This window comes from Candidatus Binataceae bacterium, assembly GCA_035650475.1.
In the GTDB taxonomy this organism is placed as follows: domain Bacteria; phylum Desulfobacterota; class Binatia; order Binatales; family Binataceae; genus JAKAVN01.
The window spans coordinates 276,456-292,834 of sequence record DASRHP010000010.1 but is presented as its reverse complement, the minus strand read 5'-3'; the positions used below and the strand labels follow the sequence as shown (position 1 = coordinate 292,834).

Below are 16,379 nucleotides of genomic sequence, written 5' to 3'. Positions count from 1 at the left end.
GGAGAACCGGTCGTGGCGCAGCACCCGATGCGTCGCCAGCATCATCTGGCCGAAACGCACGTGCCCCCAGAGATCGGTGTCCGCATACTGCACCGCGTCCGCCAGCACCGCCACCAACACCACGAACCCCGGCGCGTAACGGAGGATCGGCGGCGCCGGTTGATTGGCTCCACCCCCTCGGGACACGTCGCCGCCGGGGCGCGTCGCATCGTAAGCAGGCGCTGCGGTGGTCATCGCGTCAGTTGCCATGAGCGCCCGTTTCGGCCTCGCGGTTTCTTTCATCCCCGATACGCTCCGCAACCCATCCCATCATGGAAAGAAGCTCGGCGGCGCGGTGTCGCGCAATACGGGGACGCCGGGGATTCTCGCCGCAATTGAGTCGGTCCGCGCGAAAAGCGCCGCCACCGGGTCGCGATAGATAAGTTTCCAGTCCGGCCGCCCCATCATCAGGCGGTACATGCGGCTGCGCGTTTCAACCAGCACGTAGTCGTGCGGATAGCCTTTGAGCATCGCCGCCGCGGCGGCGCCGCCGCGGAAGGCGAAGTCCACGTATGCCTCCTGCACCGGCTCGGGATAGCGGAGCTCGAAGCTGTCGAAGAAAACCTTCGAGCGGGGCGCCTGATGCCAGATTACATAAACTCCCCACTCGTACTGCGGCAGAACGTTGCCATAGAGGTTGTGGCGCTGCATGAAGTCCTGCGCGCCGACCGGATGGGGCTGAAAATCCGCCAGGCGCGACGAGAACATCCCCTGCTGCAAGGCGACGAAGACCGCTCCGCCCAGGGCAAAGAGCTGAATGTGCAGTGCGGCGTGCGCGCGCTCCGAGCGCGTCGGCAATCCGCGCACACTGCAGCGGTGACGCATCGCGAGATCGAGATGGCGCGCGGCCGGAGTCGCGCACGCGATCGCAGCCAGCGCCATATTGCGAATCGCGTAGAAGGCGGCGTAACTCATCAGGGCGGCGATCGCCACCAGCGCGAGGTCGTCGCGGCGCGGCGCAAGCGCGAAGCCGACCGCTAGCGCAGCCATCAGGATGAAGGGAAAAACGTACGGCACCAACAGCTTCGCCCTGAATCCGCCGCCGCCGAGCTGATGGAACAAACTCTGGAACTCGACGTTGAGATGCATCGTGACGGGGTTCTGGAAGTTGTGAATCACGACCCGCCATTCGCCGACGCCGTAAGGGTTGATGAGCGTCACGGCAAGAGCCACGAGCGCGAGCAGGCCAAGCCGTAAGCCGCGGCGTGGCCAGCAGCCGTCCCACACTTCCAGCGCCCCGGCGACTGCGGCGTACATGGCCAGCACGACTACTCCGACGAAGAAACCGCCGTGGAGATTCGCCCACAGCACCATCATCGGCAGCACCAGCCACCAGCGTGCGCGCCGCCCGTTGCTCTCCCGCGCCAGCAGGAGCAGTAGCGCGGCCAGAAAAATCTGATCGGCAAGCTGCGGGCGGAACTGAACCTGGCCAGCGATCGCCAGCGACGCAACCAGCAGGACCACGAACTGCACTTCCATCGCGGCGCCGCTCTCCGCCACTCCCGCGCACAGCAGCAGCACGGTCGCCGCCGCACAGAAGAACTTGAGCAGCTTGAGCCCGGCCACGCCCAGCGCGTTGTACAGCAGCGCCATCACGACCTCGGCCAGCCATTCATGGTTGGTCCACGGCGCTCCGGGAGCGGAATAGGAAAAGATGTCGTGGCGGATCAGATGGCCCGTGCGCAGCATGATCTGGCCGAAGCGCACGTGCCCCCAGAGGTCGGTGTCGGCATACTGGACCCCGTCGGCAATCGCGACTGCGAGCAGGACAAAAGCCGGAGCGTAGCCGAGCAGCGATCGCGGCGGCGGGGCCAAGGATGCGGCTGGGTGTGGCTCCTCAGCCTGCGAGCGCGAGGCCGCCACGCTTGCCGCGCCAGCAGGCTGGACCCGGTCCGCCGCCTTCCCCTCTTTCATCTCCCTTTCGCCTCGAACACTCCATCCATCCTGCGCACGCACGCTTCGGAGCTAGGGGAAAAGACTCGCCGGCGCCGACGCGCTCAGCACCGGAACACCCGGAATCCGCGCAGCCGGCGAGTCTGCACGCGCGAAGAGAGCGGCCAGCGGGTCGCGATAGATGAGCGGCCACCCGGCTCGCGCCGTCATCAGGGTATACGACGGCGACCCGGTCGGCATCAGGACGAAGTCGGTCGGATAGGCGTCGAGCGCGCGCGCCGCCGAGGGCCCGGCGTCGTTGAAGGCGAGGTAGTCGTCCTGCACCTGACGCGGATACATGATTTCGAAGCTGTCGATAAACACGCGCGAGCGGGGCGCCTGATGCCAGATCAGGTAAACCGCCCATCCGTAGGCACAGAGCACGTTGCCGTGGAGGCGGTGCGCGGCCATGAATTCGACCGCGCCCGCAGGCTCCGCGCCGGCCGCCCGCAGCGTCGGCGAGAACAGCCCTTGGTGAACGGCGAACGCGATCGCAAGCGCGCATATCGGCAGCTGGAACCGCCTGCGCGCGAGAGCCACGGAGACGCTCAGCATCGGCGGCGTCGGCGCGGGTCGCGTCGCGAGCGCGTCGCCGGGCAGGCGCCGCTCGATACGTTCCAGCGCCAGCCGGGCGTGACGGGCAAGCGGAGCCGCAAGCGCGATCACCGCGAGCGCCACGTTGCGCACGGCGTAGAGAGCGCCGGCCGACAAAACCAGGGCGGCCGCGACCGCGCCGAGGTCCTCGGCCGACGGTGCCATGGCCAGGCAGATCAGCAGCGCGGCCAGCATCGCCAGGAAGCAAATCAGGGAAAAGATCGGCACGCCTGAAGCCAGCGCCGAGCGAAGCACGCCCGTCAAGGGCTGATACTCGGCCACCCTGCGCATCGTGAACGGACTGCGCGCGGTTTCGAGCAGCGCACGCCAAATCCGTGGCCCGTACGGGTTTGCGAACGTCGCGGCCGCGGCGAGAGACGTGAACACCGCAAGACGCCTCGGCTTGCTTGCCGGAGCGCGGCGCGACGCGCAACTCACGGCGATTGCGGCCGTATAAATCGTGAGGACCACCAGCCCGACGACGAACCCGCCGTGCAGATTGGCCCACAGCGCAAGAACGGGCACGGCCAGCCATAGCGGCGCAGGCCGTCCGCCGTCCTCGCGCGCGAGCATCGCAACCAGGGCTGCGAGCGCGACGTAGTCGAAAAGCTGCGGCCGAAATTGCATCTGTGGAACCAGCGCGCCGACGGCAGTCGCGAGCACGACGAACTGCGCGCCGGGCGACGCTCCGGTTTCAGCCTGCGCAAGCGCGAGCAGGACGACGGTGGCCGCCGCACAGGCAAACTTCCACAGCTTCAGCCCGACCACGCCCGCGGCTTGGTAGGAGAGTGCCATGACGACCTGTGCGAGCCATTCGTGATCAACCCATGGCGGGCCGCCCGCAACGAACGAATAGGCGAACGGCGCATACCGGATAAGCCGGTGTCGGCTGAGGATGAGCTGGCCGAATCGCACGTGTCCCCAGAGATCGGTATCCGCATACTGCGCCGAATCGGCAAGCACGAGCAGAAAGAGCGCCAGCGCCGGCGCATAGCGGAGCAGTGAGCAGCCGGGCGCTGCGATCTGGAGCGGGACGGCGCCGCGCGATGCCGTGTTCATCAGCCGTGCGGCTACGGGAAGAAGCTCGGCGGCACGGAGGCATTGATCTCCGCGACGCCGGCGAGGCGTGCCGCGGGAGAATCCGCGCGCGCGAACAGCGCCGCCACCGGGTCGCGATACAGAAGCCGCCAGCCGCCCTGCGCCCGCATCACGGCGTCGGCCGGCGAGCCCGATGGCATCAGCACAAATTGCGTGGGGTACGCGTCGAGCGCGCGCGTTGCGCCAGGGCGGGCGTAGTAAAACGCCGCGTAATCACGTTGGACCTCGGGCGGATAGTAGGCTTCGAACAGGCTCTCGATGAAAACCCGCGAGCGCGGCGCGTCGTGCCAAAGCAGATAGTCGGCCCATCCGAACTCGCACAGCACGTTGCCGTGAACGTTGTGCGCACGCATGAAGGCCACTGCCCCGACCGGCTTTTCCTCGACCGCCGGCAGCCGGCTCGACAACAAGCCGGTGCGCAGCGCGATTAATGCGGCCGCGCCCGCTACGGCGATCTGCATGCGCGGCCAAGGCAGCGAATGCGGCGCATCCTCCCGATTCCAGGCGCCTCGCCCGCCAACGAGCAGACCGGCATGACGGCACAGCGGGACGACAGCCGCAACGACCGCGAGCGCCGTATTGCGCACCGCGTACAGCGCCGCCGCGGACATCAGCGCCGCGATCGCGAACAAGGCCAGGTCGTCGGCCCGCGGGGTGAGCGCGAAGCTCACCAGGACAGCGGTCATAATCAGCACCGCGCAAGCGAAGGGAAACAGCGGCCGGCCATGACGGTAGAGATCGGCGATTACGACGAACAGCGGCCGGAACTCCGAGATGTGGGCGAGCGTGAACGGATTGCGCAGGACTCCAGCGATTACCAGCCAATCGCGCAACCCGTATGGGTTGACGAGCGTGGCCAGCGCCGCTGCGGCGCTAATTGCTACGAGCCGCGCCGCGGTTGATGCGCTCCTTGCGGCAGCCAGATCCTGCGCGCCGCGGATCGCCGCGTACAGGCCCAGCGCGATCAGCCCGATGAAGAAGCCGCCGTGCAGGTTGGCCCACAATGCGAACATCGGAATCGCAAGCCAGGGCGCATGACCGCGCTGCGTGCTGCCATAAGCCTCGCGCCCCAGCATCAGGATGAGCGCCGCAAGCAGGAGGTCGTCGGCCAGGTACGTGCGAAGCTGCATCATGGGCAACAGGGCGAGCGCGCCGACCAGGAACACGATTGCCTGCGCTTCGAGCGATGCGCCGGTTTCGGCCGCACCAAGCGAAAGCAACACCATCAGGGCTGCGACGCATGCAAACTTGGCTAGCTTCAGTCCGAGCACGCCTGCGCCATCGTATACGACCGCCATCAGCGCGTTGCCGAGCCAGTCGTGCATGATCCATTTACGAGGGCCCGGCGCCACGGCGTACGAAAACGGCGCGTGAAACCACAACTGATGATGGCTGAGGACGATGCGGCCGAAGAAGATGTGACCCCAGAGGTCGGTGTCGGCCGCGCGCATAGCGTCCGCGATCACGATCGCGAACAGCACCAGCGCGGGTGCCGACCGCAGCAGCGAAGGCAGGCTACCGCCGCTCCGCGCCGCCGCAGGTTCATCGGGTTGCGGATCCGATAATGCTCCGCCGCCGCCCAGCCTTGCCTGCTCGAAGCTCCCCGCCAAGCCCGCACCTCCGCCCGCCGGCTGCGGACGCTTGCCCTTGCACGCGGACAGAGTATGCCATGTCTGCCAGCCGAGCCGCTATCGACCCTACGCCCGGGCCACCGTAGTCGGGCGCGATCTACGGGACAGCGCCACTGTGTGGGCGGTGATTAGGCTACTACCGTGCGTGCACGCTAAGGGCCTCGCGCGCGTCGGCGCCGTCGATCTCCCAGCCGCTGGCGACGCGAGCAAGGTCGAGCAGGTTTATCACCTGCCGGTCACTGACCGCGGAGAAATCGGAGTAAAAGCGCCCGATCGTGGAACACTCTTCAGGCGTGACCAGGCAAACGACTTCATCGACTTCCCGACGCAACTGCCCCAGCGTCGCTGAAGGGGCGACCGGAACGGCGAGCACGGCCCGGGCTGCGCCCGCACGGCGCACCGCTCGTAGCGCGGCGGTAACCGAGGCACCGCTCGCGATCCCGTCATCGACGACGATCACGGTGTGCCCAGCACAGCCGATCGCGCGATGTTCGCGCCGATAGACCTGCTGACGGCGCCGAATCTCACGCAGCTCGAGCTCGACCTCGCGGGCCAGAAATTCGCGCGGGAGCCGCAGTTCGCAAATCGCCGCCTCGCTGAACACACTCCCCACTTGATCGCCGTCGGCAAGCGCACCGATCCCCAGCTCCGGGCGCAGCGGCGCGGTGAGCCTGTGCACGACGATCACGTCCAGCGGCGCGTTAAGGGCGAGCGCGACCTCATAGCCGACCGGCACCCCACCGCGCGGCACGGACAGCACCACCGGCTTGAGCTCGCGATACGTGTGCAGGGCCGTCCCCAGCCGGCGCCCAGCCTCGGCTCGATCGGCAAACACCGTCCACATCTCCTGCCTCATCGCACGCGTCCCCCGACGCGCGCCGGAGCCGTTACGGATGAATCGCGAGCACGGTGAAGTTCTGCTCGTTCAGCATCCGGGCCACCCGGCTGGCGTCCGCGCTGCGCAGCCGCACCCACAGCACCTGGCGCGCGCCGGAGTCGGCGGCCCCCGGATAGGTACCCATCCCGAGGATCTCGCCGCTCTCGCCCGCCACTAGCTGGCCGATGGTGGCCAGTTCTCCCGGGTCGCCAGCAAGCGCGAGGTCGATACGGGAGACGCCCTCTTCGGTGGCGCCGAGAACCTCGGCGAACGCGCGCAAGAGGTCGGTTGCGCTGACAATTCCGACCAGCTTGCCCGCATCTACCACCGGCATCGCGCCAATTTTATGCTTGACCAGCAGATAGGCCGCCTGCTCCAGCATCGTGGACGGCGTGACGCTTACGACGCCTTTCGACATTACGGCGTCCACCCTGACGTGCTCTAGAGCGCCGACGTGCTGGCGCAGGTCGCGGTCGGTGATGATGCCGACCAGCGCGCCGTCTTCGACCACCGGCAGGCGGCGGAATTTGCCCGCGTCCATCTTGCGCCGTGCCGCTGCCAGCGTATCGTCCGCCTTGATTGTGATCGGATTTTTGGTCATCCAGCGAGCAACGATCATTGCTTCTCTCCCGGGCTTTGCGCCCCCCGACACGATTTTGCCTCGCACTATAGGGAAGCAAGATGATTGCCATCGATTGCGGCCCTTGCGGGCAAGGACCAGCGGGCTTGCGGGTGCGATTCGGACACATGCAGCAACCGCGGCCGTGGCTCCGTTGGGAGCAAAGACAATCGAACCCTGGCCACGAAGATTTCGCTTGCTGAAGTCGGAGCGGCCATTGTAGAACTTGTCTCTCTTCGCCGTCGTCGAGGCGCGCCTGGTCTTGGGGGTACGTGCGATGCGCTGTCCGGTCTGCGCTTGCGAGAATCCCGCGAACGCACGTTTCTGCATCGGATGCGGTGCGCCGCTGAGCAGGCGATGCGCCGCGTGCGCGACTGACAATCCGCCGGCCGCGAGATTTTGCCTGCAATGCGGCGCGGCGCTGGATGGCGCGTCCGCCCCGGCCGGCGGGATATCATCGGAGGACCAAGCCGCAGGACTCTCAGGATCGACCCCCGCCGCGCAGCCCAGGACGCCGCATGCGAGCGAGCGGCGGCATCTGACGGTGCTGTTCTGCGACCTCGTGGGCTCGACCGAGATTTCTACCCAGCTCGATCCCGAGGATCTGCGCCGCCTGATCGAGGCCTACCAGCGGCTATGCGGCCGCGTGGTGAACCGTTTCGAGGGCCACGTTGCGCAGTACCTCGGCGACGGCATCGTGGTGTACTTCGGCTATCCGGCCGCGCATGAAGACGACGTGCAGCGCGCGGTGCGCGCCGGACTCGCGATTATCGAACAGCTGCCCCAGCTACACGCGCAACTGGGCCGGCCGGTCCATGTACGGATCGGAATTCACACCGGTCTGGTGGTGGTCGGCGAGATGGGCGGCGGCGGCCGGCGCGAGGAACTGGCGCTGGGCGACACTCCCAATATCGCGGCGCGCGTGCAGGCGCTCGCCGACCCCGACACCGTGCTCATCACCGAGGCGGTCCAGCAGCTCGTGCGCGGACTATTCGAGTGCGAGCCGCTGGGCGCGCGCCAGCTCAAGGGCGTGGCCGATCCGCTTGCGGTCCATCGCGTCGTGCGCGAGACGGGCGCGCGCAACCGCTTCGAGGCCGCGCTCTCCGGCGGCCTCACTCCGCTGGTCGGCAGGGACGAAGAAGTCGCCCTGCTCGGCCACTATTGGGAAGCGGCCAGGCGCGGCGACGGACGGACAGTGACACTCAGCGCCGAGGCCGGACTTGGAAAATCGCGTCTGGCCGAGGTTGTCAAGGAACAGGTCGCGGAGGAAGGCGCGAGGCATTTCGAACTGCGATGCTCTCCGTACTACCAGAACAGCGCCTTCTACCCCGTGATCGATTTTCTCCAGCGCATATTGCACTTCGACCGTGAGCACGAGGCGGACAAGCGCCTGCGCAGACTCGAGCGCACGCTCCGGGATAGCGGCCTTGCGCTCGACGAGGCGATGCCGGTGGTAGCGAACCTGCTTTCGCTGCCGCTGCCGCCCGAGCGCTATCCGGCGCCCCAGCTCAGCCCCCAGCGCCAACGCGAGAAAACCTTGCAGGTGCTGGTGGAGTGGGTACGCCGCGCGACCGAGCGCGGACCGCTGCTGTTGATCAGCGAGGACCTGCACTGGGCCGACGCTTCGACCGTCGAGTTGCTCTCGATGCTGGTCGAGCAGGCGCATTCGGCACCGCTGCTGCTGCTGTTCACGGCCCGTCCGGAGTTTGCGCCGCCCTGGTCGGGCCGGCCGCACGCGACCACCCTCACGCTCAGCCGCCTCGCCGACGCTGAGGCGCGCACGATGGCCGAGCGGGTCGCAGGAGGCGAGCTGCCGGCTCAGGTCGCCCGCCTGCTCGCGGCCAAGAGCGACGGCGTTCCGCTCTATGTCGAAGAGCTGACCAAAAACGTGCTCGAATCCGGCATCCTGCGCGACGCGGGAGGGCGCTACGAACTCAGCGGTCCACTGCCGGCGCTGGCGATTCCCGCCACCTTGCAGGATTCGCTGATGGCGCGTCTGGATCGGCTGTCCACCACGCGCGAAGTTGCCCAACTCGGGTCGGTGCTGGGTCGCGAGTTCTCCTACGAACTGCTCCGTGCCGTTTCGGGGCTGGACCAGGAGGCGCTGGAGCAGGCGTTGGCGAATCTGGTCGGCGCCGAGATCCTGTTCCAGCACGGGACGATCCCCCAGGCGCGCTACGTCTTCAAGCACGCGCTGCTCCAGGACGCCGCCTACGAATCGGTGCTCAAGAGCACTCGCCAGCGACACCATCAGCGCGTCGCCACCGTGCTCGACGAGCGATTTCCAGAAATCAAGGCCGAACGTCCCGAACTGCTGGCCCACCATTACACCCGCGGCGGCCTGAGCGCACGCGCCATTCCGTTCTGGCATGCCGCCGGCCAACGCTCGATCGAGCGCTCGGCCAATATCGAAGCCCTCAGCCATCTCGGCCAGGCCTTGGAGCTGCTTGAGGCGCTTGCCGAAGGCCCTGAACGCGACCAGCAGGAGCTCGGCCTTCAGATCGCGCTCGGCGTCGCGTGGATGGCGGTCAAGGGGTACTCGGCGCCGGAGCTGGAGAAGGCCTACGGTCGTGCGCTCGCGATCTGTGAGAAGTTCGGCGAGTCGCCGCAGACGATCCCGGTGATGATGGGATTGTGGGCATTCTATCTCGTGCGCGGCGACATCCGCACCTCCGAGAAGGTCGCTCTCGAAGCGCTCGAACTCGCCGACCGCCTGCAGGTTCCGGCGCTCCAGATGGAGGCCCATCTGCGCGCCGGCATCTCGCGCTTGATGATGGGCTGGCCGGCGGTCGCGCGCGAGCATCTCGAACGGGCGCTTGCGCTGTGGGTGCCGGATGAGCATCGCTCGCACGCTCTCATCTACGGGCAGGACCCGGGGATGGCGATCCATGCCTACCTGGGATGGGCAGTGTTGGAGTTGGGCCTGCCTGACACCGGGCTGCGACTCAACCACGAGGCGCTCGAGATCGCCAACCGCCACTCCCATCCGCTGAGCGCGGCGTTCGCCTGGTGTTTCATCACGCGTGCCCATCTCTACCGCAAAGAATTCGAGCAGGCGCGGCGGGCGGCCGACGAGATGGTTCGCCTCTCAATCGAGCAAGACTTTCCGCTATGGGCGGCAGGCGGCAGGATTTTAGGCGGGATGGCGGCGGCCGAGCTTTCTCCCGGGCGCGATACCATTGATCAGCTCCGCCAGGCAATCGACGCGTGGTTCGCGGTCGGTGCGGGCTCCGAGGTTCCGCTGTACTTGACCGCGCTGATTAGGACCGAGGCGCGGCTGGGTAACCGTGACGCCGCACTGGCCGAGTTCGAGCGGGCCCTGAAATACGCGCACGAGCATGAGCAACGCGCCGCCGAGGCCGATCTGCTGCGGTTGCGCGGCGAAGTGTATGCCTCGCTCGCTGCTCCGGACGGCAGAGACGGACGCGCCGACGCCGAAGCCAGCCTCAAAGAAGCGCTCGACCTCGCGCGCGCACGCGGGATGAAGCTTGCCGAGTTGCGGACGGCGAACAGCCTCGCCCGCCTGTGGATCGCCGAGGGCCGCCACGCGCAGGCACATGCAATGCTGGCGGAGCTGTACGGCGCCTTCACCGAGGGCTTCGAGCTCGCGGATTTCAAGGAGGCGCGCGCACTGCTCGAAAACCTCGCGCGGCGAGACCAACAGCAGGCTGTAAAATAGGCTGCTCGACCTTGGGCGGTTTGGGGGGCCGCCGATGGCCAAAACGCGCGTAGCGATCCTGGGCGGCGGTGTGGCCGGCCTCAGCGCCGCGCACGAACTGGCTGAGCGCGGCTTCGCGGTAACCGTGTATGAGCGGCGCGGACTGCTCGGCGGCAAGGCGCGCAGTATCGCCCACGGCCGTGCCACCGGAGGGCGCCGGCCGCTGCCCGGCGAGCACGGCTTCCGCTTCTTTCCCGGCTTTTACCGCCACCTGCCGGATACGATGCGGCGCATTCCCTTCGCTAACCAGCCCAGGGGTGTGCTCGGCAACCTGGTCGACGCCCCTCGCATCGAGTTCGCCCGGATGGGCGCACCGGGGCTGTGCGGCCCCGCGCGTTTTCCACGCACGCTGAGCGACGTCGGCAGCCTGATCGAGGGAGCGTGGGACCTCGCCCGCGCCGGTATCCCGGCGCACGAGACGACCTACTTCCTCAACCGGATGCTGGCGCTGGCGACGAGCTGCGACGAGCGCCGGCTTCGGACCTTCGAGCATCAGAGCTGGTGGGACTTTATCGGCGCCCCCCAGATGTCGCGCGACTACCAGCGCCTCCTCGCGATCGGGCTCAGCCGATGCCTTGTCGCATGCCGCGCCGAAAAGGTCAGTGCGCGCACGGGCGGAACGATTCTGCTCCAGTTAATGTACGGGCTGATGACGCCGGGCGTCGAGGTCGATCGCCTGCTCAACGGACCGACCGAGGAGGTCTGGATCAACCCTTGGCGAAAGTATCTGGAAACGCTGGGGGTGAGATTCGAGCGCCATTGCAGAGTGGTCGCGCTCGATTGCGACGGCACTCGGATCACCCGCGCCCACATCGAACAGCACGCCGGCCGGCGAGTACAAAGCGGTGATCAGGTGTTGGGAGAGCCGGCGCCGCGGACCCGCCGGGTCGAGGTCGTCGCCGATTACTACATCGCTGCGCTGCCGGTCGAAGTGTTTCGCAGCCGCGGATTGCTGAGCGACGCCATGCTCGCGATCGACCCGGCGCTCGCCAAACTCGACAAGCTCTATACCGCATGGATGAACGGGATTCAGTACTACCTCTACCGCGACGTTCCGGTCATCGCCGGACACGTCACCTATCTCGACTCGCCGTGGGCCTTGACCTCGATTTCGCAGAGCCAGTTCTGGCGCGATCCGATCGCGCGCGATTACGGCGACGGACAGGTGAACGGCATCCTGTCGGTGGACATCTCAGACTGGGATTCGCCCGGACTGCATCACGGGCCCGCGCGGCACTGCTCGCGCCGCCAAATCATGGAGGAGGTGTGGGTGCAGCTCTGCGCGCACCTCAATGCGCCCGGCAGGGCGCCGGTGCTCGAGCGCGAGAACCTCGCCGACTGGTATCTAGACCCGGATATCGTGGACGATGCCCACGCGCTGGCGCATCCCGAGATGCGCAACCTCGAGCCGCTGCTCATCAACACCGTGGGATCGTGGGACTCGCGCCCGGAAACCGCCGGCCCTATCGAGAACCTCCTGCTGGCCTCCGACTACGTGCGGACGTACACCCAGCTGGCGAGCATGGAAGGCGCCAACGAAGCGGCGCGGCGCGCGGTCAACGCGATCCTCGACCGCACCGGCTCACGCGAACCGCGATGCGCCCTGTGGCCGCTGCACGAACCGCCGGTGCTCGAACCGCTGCGGCGGCTTGACGCGACGCTGTTTCGCCGTGGCGAGCCGAACATCTTCGACCGTCCCAGCGCGCAATTGCTCGAAAGCGGGCTCGGTCGCGCGATGGACCTGGTGCAGGCGATGTCGCTGCTGCCGATGGCGGGAATTGCAACCGCGCTCGACACCCTGCGCGTTTTGCAGACGCTGGCCGCCGGCACCCAGCTTCGCCGTTGAGCTGCCCGCCGCCTTCGCCCATCAGCTTTTCCACATCACCAAGTTTGCTTCCAGCGGGAGGCGGGCCTGTGGGTGGTCGGGCACGATGCGCGGGGTATAGTCGGTTGACGGGCGCACGGCCGGCACCGCGGCGGTATAGATATAGCCATTGACGGCGCCGGCGAGGCTCTCGCCACGCGTCATCACGTACACTTCCGGTGTCGCGCCGTCGGCGGGCTCGGCGTATAGCTCGACGCGCACCGCGTCGGCATCCACCTCGCCCAGGTACACGTGCGCAACGAACAGGTGTTGCTCGCCGACTTTCACGACTTCGACGTTACCGAAGTGGAGCTGCGCCCAGCCCGCCGCCAGCCGCTCGTACCATGACTGGAGTGCGGCGCCATTCTCGCCATGGCCGGCGCTGCGCCGCCTGTAGTCAGTCGCCGCCGGGAGATAGTAGCGCTCGACGTACTCGCGCATCATCCGGTTGCTCGAAAAGCGCGGAGTAAGCTTCGACATGCTCGCGCGGATGCGGGCGATCCATCCGACCGGCATCCCACGCGCGTCGCGCGCATAGAAAGCGGGGACAACCTGCTCTTCAAGCAGCCGGTACAACGCCTCGGCCTCGACCGCGTCCCATCGCGGATCCGCGTCGTGCTCAAGCGCGTCGCCCAGCGCCCAGCCCACGTCGGTCGAGTAAGCTTCGGCCCACCATCCGTCGAGCTCCGAAAGGTTGAGCCCGCCGTTGACTAACACCTTCATCCCGCTGGTGCCACACGCCTCCCAGGGCCGGCGCGGCGTGTTGATCCACAGATCGACGCCCTGTACCAGATGCGCCGCCATCGCGAGGTCGTAGTCCTCGAGAAAGGCGGCTTTACCCTCGACTTCGCGCCGGGTGGCGAACTCCGACCATTGGCGCACCATCCGGCGGCCCTCGGTGTCGTTAGGATGCGCCTTGCCAGCAACGAAAAGCTGCACCGGACGCATAGGGTCGTTGAGCAGGCGGATAAGGCGGGCGGGATCGGTGAGCAGCAGGGTCGGGCGCTTGTAGCTCGCGAAGCGGCGGGCGAAGCCGATCGTGAGCGTGTTGGTGTCGAAGAGGCGCTCACACTGTTCGAGCTGGCGCGGGTCGGCCCCGCGCATCGCGCGCTGGCGTCTCAGATGGAGGCGGACGTATTCGATCAACGCCTGACGCGCATGGCTGCGCGCGCTCCACAGAACCTCGTCGCTGATGCATCCGAGGTTGCTCTCGATCTCCTCCAGCTCGCCCAGCCAGCGCCCCTTGCCGCAGCTCTCCGTCCACAGCTCGTCGGCGAATTGCGAGTCCCAAGACGGCATGTGCACGCCATTGGTGACGTGGCTTATCGGCACCTCGGCCAGTGGAAGGCGTGGAAACAGGGGCCGGAAGATGCGCCGGCTGACCTCGCCGTGCAGCCGGCTGACCGCGTTGATGCTGGCCGCGCCGCGCGCCGCAAGGTACGCCATGTTGAACGGCTCGCGAGGGTCGCGAGGATTGGCGCGGCCGAGCGCGAGCAGCTCCTCAACGCCGACGCCGACTGCCGCCGCGAAGCGGTTTGCGTACTCGCCGAACATCTCAGGGGCAAAAACGTCAAAGGCTGCAGCGACCGGCGTGTGCGTGGTGAAAACGTTGCCCGCGCGGGTGCATCGCAGGGCGACCTTGAACGGCTGCCCGCTGCGCAGCATGAACTGGCGGGCGCGCTCGAGGATGGCGAAGGCGGCGTGGCCTTCGTTGAGATGGCATACGCGGGCGTCAACTCCCATCTGCTCGACCAGCCGCCAGCCGCCGACGCCGAGGATGATCTCCTGCTGAAAGCGGATTTCTGGCTCCGCGCCGTAGAGCTCGCCAGTGATGCCGCGGTCGGCGGGATGGTTAAGCGGGTCGTTGGTGTCGAGCAGCCACAGCCGGACCCGTCCAACCATCACCTCCCATGCGCGGACGTAGAGCATCCGGCCTGGAAAGCGCAGTTCGACCCGCGTCCAGTCACCCCGGGCGTCGCGCAGCGGCCGCACCGGCAGCATCGAGGGCGCGTTGTACGGGTAGCAGGCCACCTGTTCGCCGTTGTGGTCGAGCGCCTGGCGGAAATAACCGCGCTGGTAGAGCAGGCCGACGCCGATAATCGGCACACCCAGATCGCTCGCCGTTTTCATGTGATCGCCGGCAAGGACGCCGAGCCCGCCCGAGTAGATTGGCAGCGCCTCGCTCAACCCGAACTCCATACTGAAGTAGGCGACGGTGCCGAGGGCGTCGCGCCCATGGCTGCGCTCGAACCACGTTGATTCGCGCATCCGGCGCTCGCGTTCCTCGAGCTGACGGGTCAGTTCGGCGAGGAAGGTCTTATCCTTGGCCAGCTCTTCAAGGCGCCGGGTGGAAACCGTCTCGATCATCAGCCAGGGGTCGTGGCTGAATTCCCATAGCTCGGGATCGACCGCGCGCCACATCGCGTCGCCGCCATGGTTCCAGCTCCAACGCATGTCGAAGGCGAGTTCGGTCAGCCCCTGGAGCTCGGGCGGCAGGATGCGCGCGGCGTAGCGGTCGACGTTCATTGTCGGCGTGGGCGCAAAAGCAACCGGTCGAAAATGTTCGGACGGGCGGCACACCGGCCGCATCTGCCGCACGCGCCGCCCGCCGCGCTGGCGGAACGATCGCCGTTGAAGCGATCAGAATCCCCTCTCAGGACGGCGCGAATTGCGAAGGAGCGACCGGCGTCTGGCTTGCCTCACGCATCACGAGCCCATAGCGTTCGATTCGCGCGTAAAGCTTCTTGCGGGAGATCTTCAACAGGCGGGCAGCCTGGACCTTGTTGCCACCGGTCGATTCCAGCGCTCGCACGATGAGTTGGCGCTCGAAGTCAGCGAAGGTACCGACCGCGCCCGCCTGGACGCTGCGGGTTGACGGCAGCTCGGCGTGGAACGGCGCCGCGACCTCGATAGGCGCTGGTGCACCCCCGCGCGCACTAGCGACCTTCGAGGGGAGATCCAAAAGGCCGATAGTGGCGGCGGTGCCGAAGGTAAAGGCGGACTCGATGGTGTTGGCAAGCTCGCGCACGTTGCCCGGCCACTCGTAGCTCGCAAGCGCCGCCATCGCGTCGTCCTCGATGCCGGTGACAAGCCGCGCTCCCATGTTGCGGGCATTGAATAGCGCGACGAAGTGTGCAGCCAAGGCCGGGATATCCTCGCGCCGCGCGCGCAGCGGCGGCACTTCGAGCACGTTGACCTGGAGCCGGTAATAGAGGTCGCTGCGCAGCTGTCCGCTGCGCACCGCCTCGCCGGGGTCGCGGTTGGTCGAAGCGACCAGCCGCACGTCAATCGGAATCTCGCGCGTGGCGCCGACCGGGCGTACCGCGCGCTCCTGCAATGCGCGCAGCAGCTTGGCCTGCGTGTCGGGCGCCATCTCGGTTATTTCGTCCAGAAAGACGGTGCCGCCCTCGGCCGCGCGCAACAGGCCCTGGAAATCGGCCGTCGCTCCGCTGAAAGCGCCGCGGCGATGGCCGAAGAGCTCGCTCTCGACCAGCTCGCGCGGGATCGCCGCGCAGTTGAAGGGGATGAAGGGCCCGCGCTGGGCTCCGCAATCGTGAATCGCGCGCGCGACCAACTCCTTGCCCGTCCCGCTCTCGCCCACTATCAGCACAGTCGAGCGGAAGCTGGCGACGGCCTCGATTCGGCGATACAGCCGGCGCATCACGTCGCTCGATCCGACCAGCCCGTAAAACCCGGCCTTGCCGCTCAGGCCATGGGGCCTGCCCGAATTCATGGGTGCGGCATGATCGACAACGTACATGGCGAAATCCTCCCGCGGCAGTGCTTCTTTTCGAACCGAGCTTGTATCTGTCGGCATCACGCCTCAGGTAGCACGCACCATGCCACGGGGTTCCCTCTGGATGCAGATTAGGATTTGTCTCCTTAGCGAGGTGCAAGATGGGGCGGCAGCGCCTCAGTGGGGAAGTTTCCCTGGGGAGGCGCCCAGGGTCGAAAAGCCGACGCGGCCTTGCCGATTTGGTCCTTTTCGGCCTCAACTTCGGCTTCGA

At 67.2% G+C, this 16,379-nt stretch carries 10 protein-coding genes; 2 read left to right on the top strand and 8 right to left on the bottom strand.

Features of this window, described 5'->3' with window-relative positions; all coding sequences use genetic code 11:
* The 6 genes from VFB33_11480 to VFB33_11455 form a co-directional block, all read right to left on the bottom strand.
* On the bottom strand, positions 1–282 hold a 282-nt coding region (locus tag VFB33_11480), incomplete at its 3' end, for a hypothetical protein (GenBank protein HZO82304.1).
* 27 nt (positions 283–309) lie between these two features.
* Complete coding sequence (locus VFB33_11475; protein HZO82303.1) at positions 310–1,953, bottom strand: hypothetical protein; 1,644 nt, start codon at positions 1,951–1,953, stop codon at positions 310–312.
* Between the two features lie 51 nt (positions 1,954–2,004).
* Positions 2,005–3,624: a hypothetical protein gene (locus VFB33_11470; GenBank protein HZO82302.1), complete on the bottom strand. Its 1,620-nt coding sequence runs from the start codon at positions 3,622–3,624 to the stop codon at positions 2,005–2,007.
* An 11-nt stretch (positions 3,625–3,635) separates the two neighbouring features.
* Entirely contained in the window at positions 3,636–5,273 is a 1,638-nt protein-coding gene (locus tag VFB33_11465) for a hypothetical protein (protein ID HZO82301.1), read from the bottom strand.
* 157 nt (positions 5,274–5,430) lie between these two features.
* Positions 5,431–6,150, bottom strand: coding sequence for a phosphoribosyltransferase family protein (locus VFB33_11460; protein ID HZO82300.1), 720 nt, complete (start codon positions 6,148–6,150; stop codon positions 5,431–5,433).
* Positions 6,151–6,181: 31 nt separating this feature from the next.
* Positions 6,182–6,790: a CBS domain-containing protein gene (locus tag VFB33_11455; protein ID HZO82299.1), complete on the bottom strand. Its 609-nt coding sequence runs from the start codon at positions 6,788–6,790 to the stop codon at positions 6,182–6,184.
* 277 nt (positions 6,791–7,067) lie between these two features.
* Between VFB33_11455 and VFB33_11450 the strand changes: the two genes are divergently transcribed.
* Positions 7,068–10,469, top strand: a complete 3,402-nt coding sequence (locus VFB33_11450; protein ID HZO82298.1) for an adenylate/guanylate cyclase domain-containing protein — start codon at positions 7,068–7,070, stop codon at positions 10,467–10,469.
* 34 nt (positions 10,470–10,503) lie between these two features.
* Positions 10,504–12,354, top strand: a complete 1,851-nt coding sequence (locus VFB33_11445) for an FAD-dependent oxidoreductase (GenBank protein ID HZO82297.1) — start codon at positions 10,504–10,506, stop codon at positions 12,352–12,354.
* A gap of 21 nt (positions 12,355–12,375) precedes the next feature.
* Here VFB33_11445 and glgP read toward each other — a convergent pair whose 3' ends face one another.
* Together glgP and VFB33_11435 are read right to left on the bottom strand one after the other, a co-directional pair.
* Positions 12,376–14,898 (bottom strand): alpha-glucan family phosphorylase, encoded by a 2,523-nt coding sequence (glgP, locus tag VFB33_11440; GenBank protein ID HZO82296.1) that lies wholly within the window; start codon positions 14,896–14,898, stop codon positions 12,376–12,378.
* 127 nt (positions 14,899–15,025) lie between these two features.
* A complete protein-coding gene (locus VFB33_11435; GenBank protein ID HZO82295.1) occupies positions 15,026–16,132 on the bottom strand; it encodes a sigma-54 dependent transcriptional regulator in 1,107 nt (368 codons plus the stop codon).
* Between the last annotated feature and the right edge of the window lie 247 nt (positions 16,133–16,379).

What these genes read in the sequence shown, in the direction of transcription:
- VFB33_11435 (HZO82295.1), bottom strand. Translation starts at nt 16,132, where the DNA reads ATGTACGTTGTCGATCATGCCGCACCCATGAATTCGGGCAGGCCCCAT.
- VFB33_11475 (HZO82303.1), bottom strand. Translation starts at nt 1,953, where the DNA reads ATGAAAGAGGGGAAGGCGGCGGACCGGGTCCAGCCTGCTGGCGCGGCA.
- VFB33_11445 (HZO82297.1), top strand. Translation starts at nt 10,504, where the DNA reads ATGGCCAAAACGCGCGTAGCGATCCTGGGCGGCGGTGTGGCCGGCCTC.
- glgP (HZO82296.1), bottom strand. Translation starts at nt 14,898, where the DNA reads ATGAACGTCGACCGCTACGCCGCGCGCATCCTGCCGCCCGAGCTCCAG.
- VFB33_11460 (HZO82300.1), bottom strand. Translation starts at nt 6,150, where the DNA reads ATGAGGCAGGAGATGTGGACGGTGTTTGCCGATCGAGCCGAGGCTGGG.
- VFB33_11455 (HZO82299.1), bottom strand. Translation starts at nt 6,790, where the DNA reads ATGATCGTTGCTCGCTGGATGACCAAAAATCCGATCACAATCAAGGCG.
- VFB33_11470 (HZO82302.1), bottom strand. Translation starts at nt 3,624, where the DNA reads ATGAACACGGCATCGCGCGGCGCCGTCCCGCTCCAGATCGCAGCGCCC.
- VFB33_11450 (HZO82298.1), top strand. Translation starts at nt 7,068, where the DNA reads ATGCGCTGTCCGGTCTGCGCTTGCGAGAATCCCGCGAACGCACGTTTC.